General features: G+C 31.5%; 18 protein-coding genes. 13 read left to right on the top strand and 5 right to left on the bottom strand.

The genetic code is table 11. The annotated features are described in order from the left end of the window. Positions 1-245 precede the first annotated feature (245 nt). Genes CKA54_RS01245 through fliP form a run of 3 tightly spaced genes read right to left on the bottom strand, consistent with a single transcriptional unit; the run spans position 246 to position 3,338 of the window. Complete coding sequence (locus CKA54_RS01245) at positions 246-809, bottom strand: aminodeoxychorismate/anthranilate synthase component II (RefSeq protein ID WP_120759292.1); 564 nt, start codon at positions 807-809, stop codon at positions 246-248. Further along, complete coding sequence (locus CKA54_RS01240; RefSeq protein ID WP_120759290.1) at positions 806-2,554, bottom strand: bifunctional anthranilate synthase component I family protein/class IV aminotransferase; 1,749 nt, start codon at positions 2,552-2,554, stop codon at positions 806-808. The genes CKA54_RS01245 and CKA54_RS01240 overlap by 4 nt, the downstream gene beginning before the upstream one ends. A gap of 49 nt (positions 2,555-2,603) precedes the next feature. After that, the gene (gene fliP / locus CKA54_RS01235) at positions 2,604-3,338 is read right to left on the bottom strand and encodes a flagellar type III secretion system pore protein FliP (RefSeq protein WP_120759288.1); all 735 of its coding nucleotides are present in this window, start codon (positions 3,336-3,338) and stop codon (positions 2,604-2,606) included. A 145-nt stretch (positions 3,339-3,483) separates the two neighbouring features. Here fliP and glmU point away from each other — a divergent pair, with 145 nt between their 5' ends. The 7 genes from glmU to truA are packed head-to-tail and all read left to right on the top strand — an operon-like array spanning position 3,484 to position 9,725. Next, positions 3,484-4,776 carry a bifunctional UDP-N-acetylglucosamine diphosphorylase/glucosamine-1-phosphate N-acetyltransferase GlmU gene (glmU, locus tag CKA54_RS01230; RefSeq protein ID WP_120759286.1) on the top strand — a complete coding sequence of 431 codons (1,293 nt, stop codon included), beginning with the start codon at positions 3,484-3,486 and terminating at the stop codon, positions 4,774-4,776. After that, positions 4,773-5,936, top strand: coding sequence for a bifunctional phosphopantothenoylcysteine decarboxylase/phosphopantothenate--cysteine ligase CoaBC (gene coaBC, locus CKA54_RS01225; RefSeq protein WP_120759284.1), 1,164 nt, complete (start codon positions 4,773-4,775; stop codon positions 5,934-5,936). The genes glmU and coaBC overlap by 4 nt, the downstream gene beginning before the upstream one ends. Continuing rightward, entirely contained in the window at positions 5,933-6,553 is a 621-nt protein-coding gene (locus CKA54_RS01220; RefSeq protein ID WP_172586650.1) for a hypothetical protein, read from the top strand. Before coaBC ends, CKA54_RS01220 begins: the two co-directional genes overlap by 4 nt. Before the next feature lies 1 nt (position 6,554). Then, positions 6,555-7,223 (top strand): polyprenyl diphosphate synthase, encoded by a 669-nt coding sequence (uppS, locus tag CKA54_RS01215; protein ID WP_120759280.1) that lies wholly within the window; start codon positions 6,555-6,557, stop codon positions 7,221-7,223. Beyond that, positions 7,220-7,969, top strand: a complete 750-nt coding sequence (locus CKA54_RS01210) for an A24 family peptidase (RefSeq protein WP_120759278.1) — start codon at positions 7,220-7,222, stop codon at positions 7,967-7,969. The genes uppS and CKA54_RS01210 overlap by 4 nt, the downstream gene beginning before the upstream one ends. Then, positions 7,966-8,991, top strand: a complete 1,026-nt coding sequence (locus CKA54_RS01205) for an LptF/LptG family permease (RefSeq protein WP_120759277.1) — start codon at positions 7,966-7,968, stop codon at positions 8,989-8,991. Before CKA54_RS01210 ends, CKA54_RS01205 begins: the two co-directional genes overlap by 4 nt. Then, a complete protein-coding gene (gene truA, locus CKA54_RS01200; protein ID WP_120759275.1) occupies positions 8,991-9,725 on the top strand; it encodes a tRNA pseudouridine(38-40) synthase TruA in 735 nt (244 codons plus the stop codon). The genes CKA54_RS01205 and truA overlap by 1 nt, the downstream gene beginning before the upstream one ends. On the opposite strand, the gene CKA54_RS01195 is transcribed toward truA, so the two are convergent. Then, the gene (locus tag CKA54_RS01195) at positions 9,679-10,557 is read right to left on the bottom strand and encodes an EamA family transporter (protein ID WP_120759274.1); all 879 of its coding nucleotides are present in this window, start codon (positions 10,555-10,557) and stop codon (positions 9,679-9,681) included. The two genes, truA and CKA54_RS01195, sit on opposite strands and share 47 nt — an antisense overlap. Next, positions 10,557-11,009 carry a methylated-DNA--[protein]-cysteine S-methyltransferase gene (locus tag CKA54_RS01190; RefSeq protein WP_120759272.1) on the bottom strand — a complete coding sequence of 151 codons (453 nt, stop codon included), beginning with the start codon at positions 11,007-11,009 and terminating at the stop codon, positions 10,557-10,559. The genes CKA54_RS01195 and CKA54_RS01190 overlap by 1 nt, the downstream gene beginning before the upstream one ends. A 109-nt stretch (positions 11,010-11,118) precedes the next feature. Between CKA54_RS01190 and CKA54_RS01185 the strand changes: the two genes are divergently transcribed. The 6 genes from CKA54_RS01185 (at position 11,119) to CKA54_RS01160 (ending at position 17,551) form a co-directional block, all read left to right on the top strand. After that, complete coding sequence (locus tag CKA54_RS01185; protein ID WP_120759271.1) at positions 11,119-12,366, top strand: ankyrin repeat domain-containing protein; 1,248 nt, start codon at positions 11,119-11,121, stop codon at positions 12,364-12,366. Further along, a complete protein-coding gene (locus CKA54_RS01180) occupies positions 12,363-13,109 on the top strand; it encodes an SDR family NAD(P)-dependent oxidoreductase (protein WP_120759269.1) in 747 nt (248 codons plus the stop codon). The genes CKA54_RS01185 and CKA54_RS01180 overlap by 4 nt, the downstream gene beginning before the upstream one ends. A gap of 16 nt (positions 13,110-13,125) precedes the next feature. Further along, positions 13,126-14,838 (top strand): Na+/H+ antiporter NhaC family protein, encoded by a 1,713-nt coding sequence (locus CKA54_RS01175; protein ID WP_120759267.1) that lies wholly within the window; start codon positions 13,126-13,128, stop codon positions 14,836-14,838. Then, on the top strand, positions 14,838-15,878 hold the full coding sequence (trmA, locus tag CKA54_RS01170) for a tRNA (uridine(54)-C5)-methyltransferase TrmA (RefSeq protein WP_120759265.1): 1,041 nt from the start codon (positions 14,838-14,840) through the stop codon (positions 15,876-15,878). The genes CKA54_RS01175 and trmA overlap by 1 nt, the downstream gene beginning before the upstream one ends. Before the next feature lie 187 nt (positions 15,879-16,065). Beyond that, positions 16,066-16,356: a winged helix DNA-binding protein gene (locus CKA54_RS01165; RefSeq protein WP_120759264.1), complete on the top strand. Its 291-nt coding sequence runs from the start codon at positions 16,066-16,068 to the stop codon at positions 16,354-16,356. 13 nt (positions 16,357-16,369) lie between these two features. Then, positions 16,370-17,551 carry an MFS transporter gene (locus tag CKA54_RS01160; protein WP_172586649.1) on the top strand — a complete coding sequence of 394 codons (1,182 nt, stop codon included), beginning with the start codon at positions 16,370-16,372 and terminating at the stop codon, positions 17,549-17,551. The last annotated feature ends 27 nt before the right edge of the window (positions 17,552-17,578 follow it).

The raw sequence follows: 17,578 nt of genomic DNA, 5'->3' as shown, positions 1-17,578 counted from the left end.
GCATTAGCATAGCTAGCTAAAAATGAAATAGTTGCTAAAGAAAGAAAGGTTTTTTTCGTAAAAAATGAGAGTTGGTTTGATGAATTTAAAGAATGTTTGATTTGGGAATTATCGATTCCCCCCCCCCCGTGAAACAAGTCATGTTTACTCCTAATATAAATGAAATGTAACAAAAGGCGTAATTATAATTTGCTGATGTTTAAAATAAGTTTAATAATAAAAATTTCATAAATAAAAACTAATCTTTATATAACAAAGAAATTTTTAAGCAGCTTTTTTCCATTTTGGCTTAGTATGGCTTCGGGGTGGAATTGTACCCCGTAGATGTCGTATTTTTTATGTTTTAAAGCCATGATGATATTGTCTTCGTTGTGGGCTAAAATTTCGCATTTTTTGCCTATATGGCTAACATAAAGAGAGTGATATAAACAAATTTTAAAATTTTGTTCAAGATTTTTAAAAAGTGGATTTGGTTTAAATTTTATAGTTTTTACTTTACCGTGGGTTGGGTTGGGGAGTTTTGAAATTTTGCCACCAAAAGCATGGGCTATACACTGATGTCCTAGACAGATACCAAGAATTTTTTTAGTTTTTTTAAAGTGTTTAATGGCTTTTAAGCTTAGCTTAGACTCTTTTGGAGAGTTGGGACCTGGGGAGATTAAAAGATGAGTGAAGTTGTATTTTTCAAGTTTTTTGGGATTTTTGAATTGATCATTTTGTATGATCTGATAAGGAATGTTTAGTTCTTTGAGGTAAAAGGCAATGGTATAGGTAAATGAGTCATAATTGTCTATGATTAAAACTTTCATATAAACACCCTTTTTAAACCTCTTAAAGAGTTGATAGCGTAAATTTCTTCAGCATTTAAAAGTTCATCTTGAGTGATGTTTTTTTCTTTGATGAGTTTGTGTTTTAAAAGTGCTTGTCGGTATATGCCATTTAGGCAGTGTTTTACATAAGGGGTAAAATACTCATTGTGGATTTTAACGATGATATTGGTTCTTGATCCTTCGCAAAGTAAGTTTTGGTCATTGAAAAAAACAACATCATAACAGTGGTGCTTTTGCCATAAAGGCGCATGGGCTTGGTATAAACTACGCAAAGATGTTTTGTGATGAGTAAGAAGAGTTGGCTTTAGCTTGTCTTTGCTTAGGAGTATTTTGGTGCTAGGGTTGTTATGCAAGTCACTAAATTCTAACTCATAAGAGCCGTTTTTAAAAAGCTTTAGTTTGAGAGCTTTTTGGCCTTTTGGGTTAAAGTGACTTTTGGTGAGAAAAAATGCTTTATTGAAAACTGCTTCGTTGAAGCTTTGTAGAGATTTAAAGTGCGTTTTTTTATCTTTTTGGGTAAGTATGTTTTTAAAATCATGCATGATTTTTTGTGTGTTAAAGTCAAAAAATTTAGCCGAATTTAGTAGTCTTGTCAAGTGTTCTTTAAAAAATAAGACAAAATGATCTTTATAATACATCGTTTCAAATAAATAAAAATCAGGCTTTAGAATTTTGCTTTTGAGTTTGAGTTCTTCTAGCTCATCTTGCTTTTGTGAGTCCCATACAAGCCCACTGCCTACGCCGTATTTTAGATGGTTTTCGTGATTTTTTTGTTCTAAGGTGCGTATGGCTACGCTAAATTTGGCTTTATTTTTATGGATGAAGCCTATAGCTCCACAGTATATGCCACGCTCTCTTTGCTCTAGGCTTTGTATGAGTTTGATTGTTTCTAGTTTGGGCGCACCGGTGATAGAACCACAAGGAAACAAGGCTTTAAAAATTTTAAAATAAGTGCTTTTTGGCTTGAGTGTTCCGCTGATTTTTGAGATGAGTTGGTGTAAAGTGGGGTAGGTTTTGACTTCAAAAAGTTTACATTTTAGGGAATTTTTCTTGATTAGTTTAGAAATGTCATTGCGTAGTAAGTCCACGATCATGACATTTTCACTGATGGTTTTTTCATCTTGTTTTAAAAAGGCTTTGAAATTTTCATCCTCTTCAGGGTCGCTTGAGCGTTTAATGGTGCCTTTCATAGGTTTTGTGGTGATTTTGTTGTTTTTGATTTTAAAAAAAAGCTCAGGTGAAAAAGAAGCAAGTTCTAAGAATTCATTTTTCATATAGGCTTTATAAGGAGTGTCTTGTTTAGAATGAAGACTTAAAAAACTCTCATACATGTTAAGATTGGATTGTAGATGTAGTTCTTGGGTGAGATTGACTTGGTAGCTTTGTCCTTTTGCGATGGCTTGTTTGACTTTTTCAAAATTTTGAAAATACTGCTCTTGGTCAAGTTCGCGGGTAAATTGCGGATAAAAATCTAAAGCTTGTGTTTTGTTTGAGAATTTTTTACGTGTTTTGTAAGCAAAAAAATACAAAAAAGGTTCTTTGCTTTGATAGTTTTTGTCTTCTAGGTATTTGTGAAATTCATATTGGATATAGCCTACAAAGTAGTATTTGTTTTGATTTTTTTCTATGATTTTAAAGGCTTTTTTACTTTCTTTTTGATTGTGTGCTTTGAGTTTGAAAGCAAGATCGGTGAAGAGATGTTTTCCAAAGATAGCAAATTCCATAAAAGCCTTTCATTTAAAAGTGCAAAAAAATGCGTAAATTTATTCTAAGCTAGGTTAAAAAGCTTTTGACTAAATTTTGTATGAGCAAATTCCACCCATCTACAAGTACAAATATGAGTAGCTTAAAAGGCATGGAAATCATCACAGGAGGTAACATCATCATACCCATGGCCATTAGTACCGAGCTTACTACCATGTCAATTACCAAAAAAGGCAAGAAAAGTAAAAAGCCTATTTCAAAAGCCGTCTTTAACTCGCTGATCATGAAAGCAGGAACTAAAACTGTCAAAGGTACATCATCGATGGTTTTTGGGTTTTCTAAATTTCTAATCCGATAAAAAAGAGCCAAATCTTTTTCTCTTGTGTTTTTAAGCATAAAATCTTTAAAAGGCTTTACACTTTTTGCAAAAGCTTCTTCATAGCCGATTTGTTCTGCGATGTAAGGTTTTATACCTTCGTTATATGATTTTGTAGCCACAGGTTCCATGATGAAAAAAGTTAAGATTAAAGCTAGGGTTACTAAAATGGTGTTAGGTGGCATGGTTTGAGTACCAAGGGCCGTTCTTAAGAAAGAAAACACCACTACAAGTCTTAAAAATGAAGTCATTACAAAAATGATTGTCGGTGCAAGTGCGAGTATGGTTAAAACTATGACAATGTTTAAAGTGGTTACAAGTTGTTGAGGGCTACTTGGTGCACTAAGACTTAAATTTACAGTTGGTATGGTTGCTTCAGCACCTAAAAGAGCTAAGCTTGATAAAAACAAAATAAATAAAACCCTCAATTTTTTTCCTCATAATATAAAAATAAAGAAAGTATTTTAGCAATTTTACTCTTAAAAGAATGCAAGATTAATTTATAAAATAAATGTAGATAATTTTTTACTTTAGCTTGATAAAATAAGCAATAAATTTTTAAAAAGGTTATGTATGAAAATTTCTGTGCTTATTTTGGCTGCTGGACTTGGCACGCGTATGAAATCGCAAAACCCAAAAGTGCTTCAAAAAATCGGATCAAAAGCGATGATTTTGCATATTTTAAAACAAGCATATAAAATCAGCGATGATGTATGCGTGGTGCTTTCACATCAGAAAGAGAAAGTGGAGCAGGTGGTTTTGGAGCATTTTCCTAGCACGCGTTTCCTAGAGCAAGACTTGCAAAATTTTCCAGGTACTGCAGGAGCTTTAAGGGGCTATGAGAGTAAGCATGAAAAAGTTTTGATTTTATGTGGAGATATGCCTTTGGTAAAAGCAGAGGATCTAGAGAAAATAGCCTTAAATGAGAGTGATTTTAATGTAGCTGTTTTTGATGCTAAGGATCCAAAAAGCTATGGAAGAATAGTGCTAAAAGAAAATAAAATTCAAAAAATCGTAGAAACAAAAGATGCAAGCAAGGAAGAACTTGCTATAAGCGTTTGCAATAGCGGAGTTTATGCCATCAAAGCTTCGATTTTAAAAGAAGTGTTGCCTTTGATAAAAAATGAAAACAAAGCCAAAGAGTATTATCTCACTGATGCGGTGTATTTAGCAAGAGAAAAAGGCTATGAAATCGATGCGGTGTTTGTGAATGAGCAAGATTTCATGGGGGTAAATGATAAGGTTGAGCTTTCTTTGGCGCAAGATCTTATGCAAGAAGCGATTAAAAAAGAATGGATGAGGCAAGGGGTGATTTTTCATATGCCTGCGACGACTTTTATTTCAGATGATGTAGAGTTTGTAGGTGAGTGCGAGGTGTATGAGAATGTGCGCATAGAAGGAAAATCAAAAATTATTAATTCTATCATCAAAAATTCTAGTGTGATTGAAGATAGTCTGGTGGAAAATAGCGATGTAGGGCCTTTGGCGCATTTGCGTCCAAAATGTCAGATTAAAAACACTCATATAGGAAATTTTGTTGAGTGTAAAAATGCTTTACTTAATGGAGTTAAGGCGGGGCATTTGAGTTATCTAGGTGATTGTGAGATTGATGAGGGAACTAATATAGGTTGTGGCACGATTACTTGTAATTATGATGGGGTTAAAAAGCATAAAACTAAGATAGGTAAAAATGTTTTTGTAGGTTCTGACACGCAGTTTATCGCTCCGGTTGAAATAGAAAATGAAGTGATCATTGCAGCAGGAAGCACGGTGTATAAAAATGTAGCCAAAGGGTCTTTGTATATCAATAGAGCTAAAGCGCAAACCATAGAAGAGTTTTTCTATAAAAAATTAGGAAAAAAATGAAAACCATCTTGCTAGCAGTAAGCGGAAGTATCGCCTTTTATAAAGCCTATGAGCTTATTTCTTTATTAAAAAAAGAGGGCTTTAGAGTTAAGGTTTTGCTTAGTTTGGGTGTGATGAATTTTGCAACCAAGCTTAGTTTTGAAGCTTTAGCAGATGAGCTTTTGTGTCAAGAAAATGAGAGTTGGCAAAACACAAACAATCACATCGCTTTTAGTAAAGACTGTGATGGAGTGCTTTTTGCGCCTGCTAGTGTTAATTCTATTAATAAATTAAACTACGGGATAGCAGATAATTTGTTTATCCAAACTTTAATGGCGGTGGATAAAAGCAAACCGTTTTTGATCGCCCCTGCTGCAAATACAAAAATGTATTTGCACTTTAGCACTCAAACATCTTTAAAAAATTTAAAAGATCAAGGTTGTATCATTATAGATCCTGTAGTAAAGACTTTAGCTTGCAAAGATGAGGGCTTGGGTGCTTTGGCTGAGCTAGATAGCATTATAAGTGCTTTAAAAAGAAGTCTAATGCAGGAGGATTTTTTCAAAAATAAAAGCTTTGTTATCAGTGGTGGCGGTACTAAAGAAAAGATCGATGATGTAAGGTGTATTAGTAATTTTTCAAGTGGCAAAATGGCAAAGGCTATTGCTGATGCTTTGTATTTTTTAGGTGCAAGAGTGGTTTTGGTGAGTTCGGTGGATTTTAAAACACCTTATGTATTGGAAAAATTTGAATCTTCTTTAGAATTAAAAGAGAAGTTAGAAAAATACAAAGGCTTTGATGTGTTGATTATGGCGGCTGCTGTGAGTGATTTTACTCTTGAAGCTTATAAGGGGAAGATTAAGAAAAATGAACATCTAAATGGACTTGATCTAAGTTTAAAACTCAATGAAGATATATTGAAAAATTTGGATTTTAAAGGCAAAAAAATAGGCTTTAAAATGGAATTTGATCCACAAAATGCTTTAGAAAATGCTAAAAAATCTTTAATAGATAAAAAGCTAGATATGGTATGTTTGAATGTTTTAGATGAGCATATGGGCTTTGGAAGTGATGAAAATAGCATTTGTTTTATCACTCATAAACATACTTTTCAAAGTGCAAAAGAAAAAAAAGAAAAACTTGCTTTTATTTTGGCTGATGAATTAAGGAAGCTTTGGTGAACATCATTAATTCTACTTTGCCAGTAAGAATGCAAATTCTTGAAAAACGTGCATATAATCGTTATGTGTTGCTTTTAAATACCAAAAAACTTGAAACAAAAAGCATGATAGAGCTTGAAGTAGGGGAAGAATACTTAGCTGAAGTGTATGAAGATAGAGGGGTGATTTCTTTTAAAAATCTTTTGAAAAAACCTAAAATTCGGCTTTTTGAACAAGGCGGGGAGTTTATAGAAAGACTTTTAGAGTATGCAGACGAAGATGGTTGGTATAAAAAAGCTGTTATTCAAGGTTTGCTTAATAGTAGTCATACTTATGAATTTGAAGTGTATAAAGAAATGTTTTTTGCGTTTTTTGAAGGGGTTTATCATATACCTTTTGTATATGAAGGAAATCGAGCTTTGTTTGAAGCAAGAAAAAATGGAAATATTTTAGAGGTATATTTGTATTTTGAAATTTTTGGAGCTTTGAAGATCATTGTTAATGATGGCAAGGTAGAGCGTATACAAACACCATTTTCTAAGGTAGCACAGTTTTTGAATGAGCATTTTAAATTTGAAGTGGTTAGTTCACTTCAACCGATGTTTGTTTTTAAGAGATTGATGGATATAAAGGGCTAAAATGAATAAACTAAAACATCTTGCTGTGGTAATGGATGGCAATAGAAGATGGGCAAGAAAAAATGGACTTTTGGAAAAAATAGGATATAGTCATGGTGCAAAGGTTGTAGAAAAGATTATAGAAGTTTGCATTGATGAGAAAATTCAAAATTTAACCCTTTATGCTTTTAGTACAGAAAATTGGCAAAGACCTAAAGAAGAAGTGGAATTTCTTTTTAAATTACTAAATAAATATTTAGATGAGTCTTTGCCAAAATTTATTGCCAATGAAGTGCGTTTTAAGGCTATAGGAAATTTAAGCCTTTTAGATGAATTGACTTTGCAAAAAATACATCATTTTCAAGAACAAACCCAAGCTCATGAGAAATTGTGCGTGAATTTGGCTATTTCTTATGGGGGTAAAGATGAAATAGTAAGAGCGGTTAAAAGGGTGCTTGAAAAAAATCTTGAAATCAATGAAGCAAATATACAAGCCCATTTGGATTTAAGTGAAGATGTGGATTTGTTTTTAAGAGTTGGAAGTGCAAAGCGTATTTCTAATTTTTTATTATGGCAGTCAAGCTATGCAGAAATTTACTTTAGTCAGACTTTATTTCCAGCACTAACTAAAAAAGAAATCGCAAATATTATTGGTGAATTTAAAAAGCGCAAAAGAACCTTTGGTAAATGATTTTTTTCTTTTTGCTTGGTCTTTGTGTGGGGTCTTTTGCCAATGTTGTAATTTTGAGGAGCATTGGCAAGGAAAGCATTGTAAGTCCGCGGTCAAAATGCCCCAAGTGTAAACACCCTTTGAAATTTTATCATTTAATCCCTATTGTTTCTTTTGTATTTTTAAAAGGAAAATGTGCTTTTTGTGAGAGAAAAATTTCTTATATGTATCCTTTCAATGAGTTAATTTGCGCATGTTTATTTATGTATGCATTTTATCTTTTTGATGATTTTTTGAAAAGTATTATTTTTGCCTGCATTTTAGCTGTGTTTTTAGTGCTTTCATGGATGGATTATTTGATCAAAGCAGTGAGTGAAATTTGGCTTTGGCTTTTGTTTATATTAGCTTTTTACTTTGATTTTTTGCAAAATAATGACTTTGATTTTATGTATTTTCAAGAAGGTTTTTTATTTAGGGTGTGTTTTGGCGCAGGCTTGGTATTTTTACTTAAAAGTGTGATTAATTTTGTTAAAAATTTTAAAAAAAGAGATGAAGTTTTAGAAAGTTTAGGGGAAGGTGATGTTATAATTATAGCTTTGATTTTTGGAATTTTTGGCTATGAAAAAGGATTTTTGATTTTATTTATAGCTTGTTGTTTAAGCCTTTTAGCTTTTATTAAAGTAGCCAAAAAAGATTATCAAATGCCTATGATTCCTTTTTTGTTTTTTGGAATTTTGATCAATCTTAGCATAGAAAGTATAGTATGAAACTAGTTTATAAGTATTTACTCAATCAATTTTTAAGTACGATGTTATCTTTGTTTTTTACTTTATTTATTATTGTTTCTATTATATTTTTTATACAACTTGCAAAAATCACAGCTTATATCGAGATAACTTTTTTTGAACTAATTAAACTTTATGTGCTTTTACTGCCAAAGATTTTGATTTTCACCTTACCTATATCATTTTTTATTGCTTTGACTTTGGCATTTTATAGACTTTCAAGAGAAAATGAAAGTACTGTGTTGTTTGCTTTAAGTATAGCACCTAGTATGATAGCGAGTTTTTTTGCTAAAATTGCCGCTTTAATTAGTGCATTTATGCTTACGGTAGTTTTGGTTTTTATACCAATTTCTTTTGAACTTTTTGATAATTTTGTTGATTATAAAAAAATCAGTGCCAAGGTGAGTATAAAAACTGGAGAATTTGGTCAAAGATATGGCGAATGGCTTGTTTTTATCGATGCTAAAAATCTAGATGATATTTATAAAAATATCATTATGTATCATCCAAAGAAAAGTCCACAAGATAAAGAGCAAATTATCATTGCTAAAGAGGGTAAACTTCAAACAGATGAGGGGGTGATTACTTTTAGGCTTGATGAGGGAAAGGCTTATGAGATTAAAGAGGATAATTGGCATATTTCTAGTTTTAAAAATCTTTTGATTAAAAGTAAAATTTCTTCTAAAGACTTAAGTACGCAAAGTTTTTATGGGTATTGGTCTGATGTGACAAGCAATAAAGAAAAGGCAAAAGAATTTGTGATTTATACTTTAATCGCATTATTTCCTTTGGCGAGTGTGTTTTTTGCCTTGTCTTTTGGCATTGTAACTTATCGTTATGAAAAAGGTTTTGCTTATTTGGGTATTTTCGTGATTATTTTTGCGTATTTTACACTTTTGATTAGTTTTTATAATCCTCCATTTGTAGCTATTGCGGTGATTTTTTTAAGCTTTTTGGTAAGTTCTTTGTTTTATTTTAAAAAGAAAATCGTAAGCAAATACTAATGCTTTTAAAACTTACCTTTTCATATGATGGATCGAAATTTCAAGGCTCTGCTACACAGCCGCATAAACATAGTGTGCAAGATACTTTAGCACAGGCTTTGTCGCATTTGGGAATTTATGATAAGCCTTTGTTTGCTTCTAGAACCGATAAAGGCGTTCATGCTTTTAACGCAGTTGCTTGTGTGAAAGCAGGGGAGTATTTTAAGGATTTATCGTATCTAAAAAATAAAATCAATCATTTTGCACATCCATACATACATATAAAGCATATTCAAAAGGTTCAAGATGATTTTCAAGTTCGTTTTGATGTGAAAAAAAGGGCTTATCGATATATTTTAAGCCATGAAAAATATAACCCTTTTTTAGCTTCTTATGTGCATTTTTACCCTAAGATCGACTTGCAATTAGCTCAAAAAATTATATCTATGTTTGAAGGAGAGCTTGATTTTAAACTTTTTCAAAAAGAAGGTTCTGACACCAAAACAAGTATAAGAAAAATGTATAAAACGAGAATTTATACATATAAAAACCATACGATTTTGTATTTTGAAGCAAATGGTTTTTTAAGATCGCAAATTCGAATGATGGTTGCTAGTATTTTAAGGGTGCTTGAAGGTAAAATGAGCCAAAGTGAGCTTTTAGAGCAAATTAGTACTAAAAAAGCTCATTGTAGGTTTTTGGCTCCTGCTAGTGGTTTGTATTTGAGTAAGATTTCTTATTATAATAATGCATGATTTTTTTATGCACAAAAAAAGATAAAAGAATAATCAAAGAACCTATACAAAAAGGTAAAATTTCTACATCTACCCCAAAAATACTCATATTGATAAAAATACTAATAGGTATAATTGCATTATTCATTAAAGCTAAAACCCCACTGTCTACTTCAGTAGAACCTTTGTTCCATAAAAAATAACCTAGTCCTGAAGCAATGGTGCCAAGATAGATCAGAGCTACCCAAGAACCAAGATTAGATGGTAAGTTGTTATAGTCTCCAAAGATTAAAAAGGCAGGTAAGGTGATACAGATCGCACCCAGATAAAAATATGCAAATGCTTCTTTTTGGCTTAAGTGTGTATGATTTTCAAGTAAAATTTTATAGAAACTTTGTCCTGCACCAAATACTAAATTTGCTCCTTGTATGAGTAAAAATCCATATAAAAAGTTTGAATTGATATTGTCAAATTTTACTATAAAGGCGCCTAAAACACAGACAAAAATACTGATAAAATACCAATATCTAATATTCTTTGAAAATAATCCATAAAATAAAACGACATAAAAAGGAGTGAAAATAGTAAAAAGAGCCACTTCGCTTACACTAAGATATAAAAAAGAATGATAATAAAACAAATTCATCACGCCAAGTTGCAAGGCGCCAATGGCGATGAGTTTGAGTTTTAAATTTGTATCGATTTTGAAATTTAAAAAGGGAATGAAAACCAACAATGATAAAAATACTTTTGCAAAAGCAGCAAAAAAACTATCCATTTCTAAAGTAATAAAATGTCCTATTAAAGGAAATGAAAAAGCCCATATAAAGCTTGCTAGTAATAAACTTGGCATTATAAAGCACCTTCTAATTTTAATAAAAATTCTTTGATGAATACCCCGCCATTGTAACCACTAAGGTGGTGTTTTGCGACTACTCTATGGCATGGAATGAAAATAGCAAGTTGGTTTTTTGCATTTGCATTTGCCACAGCCCTAAAGGCTTTTGGGTGGTTGATTTGACAAGCTATTTCTTGGTAGGTTCTAGTCTTGCCATAAGGAATTTGAACTAAACTTTGGTAAACTTTTTGCTCAAAAGCACTACCATGTGAAGTTAGTGGGGTATTAAAATGAAAAATTTTTTTCTTAAAATAAAGATCTAACTCTTCTAAAGCTTGGTCTAAAATAAGGTGTTTTTGCTTGCTAAAGTTAGGTTTTTTTGTACTAAAATCAACGCTAAACAATGCATTTTCAGTGCATTGTAGGATAATATAAGCAAAATCAGCCTTGTAAAAACTTTGATACATTTTTTTCCTTATTTTAAACAGATCATTGTATGAATTTTAAATTAATTAATTGTTATTAAAGCAAAAATTTAGTTAAAATAGTAATTTAATTTATATTCAAGGATTCTGTTTGAGAATTTTACTGTTATGTTTAGTATTTAGTTTTCATGTTTTAGCTTTGGAGTATAGCTGTGAATACGTAAAAGAAAACAAAAATGATTTTTTTAAGGAATTTAAACCTGAAAATACGCAAGATTTTACACAGGTAGATTTAAACTGTAAGATTTCTTTAAAAAATAATTCTATCACAAAAAAACTTTATGCACTTGCTAATGAAATTAGAGGAAGCAATAGTGCTTGTATGGGCGGGGAGTATTTTAGTGATTTAAGAAAATTTGATTTTAAATTATTAAAAATTGCACTTGATCCAAATGCTTATCAAAAAGATCTACAAGATCCTGTTTTGTCAGAAGAAAAATTTTCAAAGCTCAAAGCTTATTTTAGATTTTGGGCTTACCAAAGCATAGGAAATTTTAAGCTCTTTAAAGAATTTTGGAAAGAATACAATAGCGCTATCAATCCGTTGACTAAATACTTTCAAGATGAATTTCACTTGGATAAGGCAAGTGCGATATATTATGCAAGTAATGCATTGAACGAATTTTTAAATTGGGCTGTGGGTGAGACTAAAATTTTTAAAGATATTTCAGATTTTGAAAAATTTGTTGCAAATAAAAATAATTCTTTAGATCAGATTAAAGAGTATATTTATAGTAAGAAAATTAGCAATCTAGAATTAAACAGTGGCTTTAAATCTGCACTGTTAAATAATAGAGAAAGTGAGATTATTGCGGAATTTATCAAGCTTGGTGCAAAGATTAATGAGGGCTATGAGTCAGCTTTGTTTTTTGCTTTAGATAATGCAAACAATGTAAAAGTTTTATTAGATAATAAAGCCGAGATTGATTATAAAAACTCTTTTGGAAAAACTCCGTTATTTTATGCGGTAGAATATAATAACTACAAGGTAGCAAAGCTTTTGCTTGAAAATGGAGCTAATGTAAATCAAAAATACATCAATGATAATGAGAAACTATCTATTGCTAATATGGGAAATAATACCCCATATTTCATTACTTTGTGTGCATTGGAGCATACTTCTAAAAATATCTTTATGCATGCGGCAAATTATGCAGATGTAAAAATGCTTAAATTATTGATTGATTATAAAGCAAACTATAAAGAAATAGATGATCTAGGTTTTAATGCACTTGATTTTGCACTAATAGCAAAAAAAGAACAAAATGCTAAGTATTTAAGAAAAATTGGTTTAAAAGAGAATGAAAATTTAATGTTGTATGAAGAGGCACAGCCATGAAAATTGCTTTGATAACAGGGGTGAGTTCTGGGTTTGGTTTAGAAACTTTAAAGGCTTTAGTCGAACTTGACTATAAAGTTATAGCTATTGCAAGGCGTGAAGAAAGACTACATAAGTTGCAAGAGCTTTATGGGGATAAAGTGCATCCTATCGTACTTGATGTAAGAGATAAACAAGCTGTTTTTAATGCAATCGATAAGCTACCTCAAGAACTTACAAACATTTCATTGTTAGTTAATAATGCGGGCCTTGCTTTAGGATTGGATGAATTTGATTCTTTGGACATAGAAGATATTGAAACTATGATCGATACTAATATCAAAGGCTTTTTGTATATTGCAAGAGCAGTTTTACCTTTGATGAGAAAAATGCAAAATGCTCATGTGATCAACCTTGGTTCTATTGCTGCAAATGTGCCTTATTATGGAGGTAATGTTTATTGTGGAACTAAGGCTTTTGTGGCGCAATTTTCTAAAGCACTAAGAACGGATTTACGTGGAAGTAATATTAAAGTAACCAATATCGCGCCAGGACTTTGTAAAACTGAGTTTAGCGAGGTGAGATTTAAAGGTGATGTAAAAAAAGCTGACGGTGTGTATGAAAATACCAAATACATTCAAGCAAAAGATATCGCAAAGATAATAACTTTCATCATTTCTTTGCCAGAACACATCAATATCAATGAAATAGAACTAATGCCTGTGACCCAAACTTGGGCAGGTACTTTTAGCGAAAAAATATAAAAATTTAAGGAAAAATATGAAAATTTTTTATTTATTACTAGCTCCTTTATTTTTGTTTGCTGATGCACAAGCAAATGCACATCTTTTTGGAGCTTGGACACTTTTGCCACCTGTGATAGCTATTATTTTAGCTTTTATCACTAAAGATGTGGTGCTTTCACTGTTTATTGGTGCATTAAGTGGTACTTTTATGTTAGGACTTGTTGAAAATAGTATTTATCATGCTATTATCGCTTCTTTTACAGGATTTATTTCTAAAGTGGTAAACGCTATGGCTAGTCCAGGTAATGCAGGTATTTTACTTCAAGTTTTAACGATAGGTGGAGTTGTAGCACTCATTACCAAAACAGGTGGTACAAAAGCGGTTGCAGTTTGGCTTTCTACTAAGGCTAAACAGGCAAAAAGTTCACAATTTGCTACTTGGTGTATGGGAATTTTTATTTTCTTTGATGATTATGCTAACTCTTTGATCGTAGGACCTATCATGCGTCCAGTTACTGATAAATTTAGAGTAAGTCGTGAAAAACTCGCCTTTATTATGGATGCTACCGCAGCACCAATTACTGGTCTTGCTATTATTTCTACTTGGATTGGGCTTGAAATTTCACTTATTCGTAGTGGTTATGATTTGATTGATAATGCAACTTTTGCTCACCTTGGCATAGCTAAAGAAGAAATCAACGCTTTTGAAATTTTTGTACAAACCTTGCCTTATAGATTTTATAATCTTTTTATGTTGATTTTTGTTGTTTTGACAATTTATACAGGTAGAGAATTTGGACCTATGTTAAAAGCAGAACTTCGAGCTAGAGCGGGTAAATTTTCTCATGGACATGAGCAAATTGATAATATAGAAGATAAAGTATTAGAGCCAAAAGAACATGTAAAATTACAAGCTTCAAATGCAATCATTCCTTTGGCTGTGTTAATTGTATTTTCTTTTATAGGTTTTTATTTTAGTGGTTATAATGCTTTAGATGATGCAAGCATTAAAGCACAAATTGATGCTGCCCCGCTTAGTTTGTTTGCTTTTAGAGAAACTTTTGGTGCAGCAGATGCTTCTGTGGTATTGTTTCAAGCAGCACTTTTAGCAACTATAGTGGCGATTATTTTAGGAATGTATAGAAAAATCTTTACCCTAAAAGAGGCAATTGCGGTTTGGACACATGGTTGGAGAACGATGATCATGACGGTAATTATTTTACTTTGTGCGTGGTCGCTTGCTTCTGTGATTAAAGATCTTGGGACTTCTAAGTATTTAATCGATCTTTTTTCGGATAAAACACCTATTTATTTATTGCCAACTGCAATTTTTATTTTTGCTTCTATCATTTCTTTTTCAACAGGAACTAGTTATGGTACCATGGGTATTTTAATGCCTTTGGCTATTCCTTTGGCGATGGCTGTTGGGGTGCATAATGACTTAAGTGGCTTAGAATTACACCAGTATATGATTATTAACATTTCAGGTGTGCTAACAGGAGCGATTTTTGGAGATCATTGTTCGCCAATTTCTGATACGACCATTCTTTCTTCTATGGGAAGCAAGTGCGATCTTTTGGCGCATGTTAGTACGCAAATGCCTTATGCTTTAAGTGTTTGTGCTATTAGTATACTTTGTGGTTATTTACCAGTGGCATTAGGGTTGAATGTGTGGCTTGGACTTGCATTTGGTATTGTAGCAATGGTAGCCTTGCTTTATGTAGTTGGTAAAAAGGTAGATGCTTAATGCATTTTGAAGAAAAGGTTGCTTTAAATCAAGCATTGTTTTCTTCATTTTTTGATCAAGAAATTCAATGCTTTAGTTCTCCATTAAAAGCTTATAGAACTAGAGCAGAATTTTCTATATATCATCATGAAAATGGAGAAATTGCCTATGCAATGCATGAGGGTAAAAAGAAAGTTCCTATTACAAATTTTGATATAGCTGATGAAAAAATTCAAAAATTTATGCCTATTTTGTTGCAAAATTTAAATGAGAATTTAAAACATAAACTTTTTGGAGTGGAATTTTTAGCGACTAAGTTGGATTTAAGTGTAACCTTGCTTTATCATAAAAATATCGAAACCATTATACATGATTTGCAAGAATTATCTACAAGATTAAACCTCAAGCTTATAGCAAGAAGTAGGGGAGAGAAACTTGTTTTTAAAGAAGAGCGATTAGAGCAGGTGTTGAGTATTAATTCCAAAGAAGTAAAGTATGAGTTTAACAATGATTGTTTTATTCAGCCTAATACTTTCATCAATGAAAAAATGATAGAATGGGTGATAGCTTGTATTCAAGATGATTTTAAACAAGATTTGTTAGAGCTTTATTGTGGATATGGAAATTTTACCATTGCTTTGGCGCAGTATTTTAATCAAGTCTTGGCAACTGAAATTTCTAAGAAAAACATTGAGTTTGCATTGAGAAATTGCACTTTAAATGCTATTGAAAATATAAACTTTACAAGACTTTCTAGTGAAGAACTAAGCCAAGCTTTAAAAAAAGAAAGAGAATTTAATCGCTTAAAAGGGATTGATCTAGACGCTTTTGGGTTTTCTCATGTTTTGGTTGATCCTCCAAGAGCAGGGCTTGATCTAAGCGTAATAGAGCTTATTAAACATTATGAGTATATTATTTATATATCTTGTAATCCTGTGAGTTTAAAAGAAAATCTTGAAATTTTATGTCAAAGTCATGAAATTGTGCATTTTGCGTTTTTTGATCAATTTGCCAACACTCCTCATCTTGAATGTGGAGTTTATTTAAGAAAAAAAGCTTAATATAAGTTAGAATTTATATAAGCTTTGCTACTATATAAATAGTTGATTTAATCAATTAATTTTTTACAAAGGATTTCTCATTTTTTTTCAAAAAATTACTTATACTAATAGAAAAATACTCCATAGGATTAATGAAATTTTAGAGCCTTTTGGTTTAAAGTCGAGTGATTGGAGGGTTTTTGTTTATTTGAGTTATCATCAAAATAGTGCTTTAGCCCCAATTTGTGAGTATTATCAAATGGATAAAGCTTTGCTTTCAAGAGCGGTGTCTAAATTAGCAAAACTTGGGTATATTGATTTTCTAAAATCTGATGATAAAAGAGAGAAAATCATCACGCTTAGCACTAATGGTATGAAAGTATATCATGATGCTAACATTTATATAAGAGAATACGAAAAAGAGATTTTAAGTATATTGAATATTCAAGATCAAGAAAAGCTTTTAAAATTACTTGATTATATCAATGAAAAAATTTAAGAAAGGTTTTTTCATGGGTCTTAGTAAAAAGTATAATTTATTTAATGTAAATTTTTTCTGTATTTTTGGTATTAATTTTGCGATTTGTCTTGTATTTTATATGAGTACCATATCTTGTACAGATTATGTTTTAGGTGTTTTAAATCTTCAAACTAGCACAGCAGGTCTTATTATGGGTGCATTTGTTATAGGAGCTTTACTTTCAAGGCTTTATTTTGGTTCAATTATTGACAATATCAACATTAAAAAAGTGATCGTTATTTCACTTTTGGTTTATTTGTGTGTGAATTTGATGTATTTGAAATTTTATAATATTTATTTTTTGATTTTAATTCGTTTTTTGGCAGGGGCATGTTATGGGGTTTGCTCTTGTGCGTGTGGCGCGGCTATTGCGAGGATTATCCCTAGCAATAAAAGGGGGATTGGTATAGGTTATTACGCTACAAGTGTAGTTTTAACGTCGGCTTTGGGACCTTTTTTGGCTATAAAACTTGACTCTATCAATGAATTTCAATTAAGCTTTTTGATTGCCTGTGCAAGTATAGTTTTGGCTTTAATTTTATCGATCTTTTTAAAAGTAAGAAGATTTAAAAAACATCACCACCATCATCATGGTAAAAGAAAATTTAGCATTTATCATTATTTTGAAAAGTCAGCATTAGGACTAGCTTTGGTGACTTTTATTTTTGCATGTCCTTTTGGAGCAATAATCGCTTATATGAGTGCTTATACTCAAAGTTTGAATTTAAGCTTTGCTGGTTCGATGTTTTTTGTTGTTTATGCGAGTTTTTCTATGGTGTTTAGACCTATTGCTGGCAAAGTTTTTGATCAGTATGGACCTAACATTATCATGTTTTTTTCTTTTTGTAGTTTTATAGTATGTTTGCTTTTACTTGCTTTTGCGCAAAACTTTTTGATGATTATTCTTGCTGGAATTTTTTGTGCCTTGGGTTATGCAAATGCAGCTTCAAGCGCTCAAGCTCTGGCTATAAAACTTGCCCCTAAGGAAAAAATGGGTTTGGCTAATTCTACTTTTTTTATTGCTTTAGATTTTGGAATAGGGGTAAGCCCTTATTTGCTTGGTATTATCGAGCCAAGTATAGGTTTTGCTAATGTTTATGCGCTTTGTATAGTTTTAGTTGCCATTGCTATGGCTTTATATTATTTATTAATTGTTAAAAAATCTACATGTTAATATAATTTTAGATACAATGCTTTAAAA

Origin of the sequence: Campylobacter sp. P255 (assembly GCF_003627915.1) — a bacterium.
Classification (GTDB): Bacteria; Campylobacterota; Campylobacteria; order Campylobacterales; family Campylobacteraceae; genus Campylobacter_D.
The sequence above is the reverse complement of the archived record's forward strand: the minus strand, read 5'-3'. Positions and strand labels throughout refer to the sequence as shown.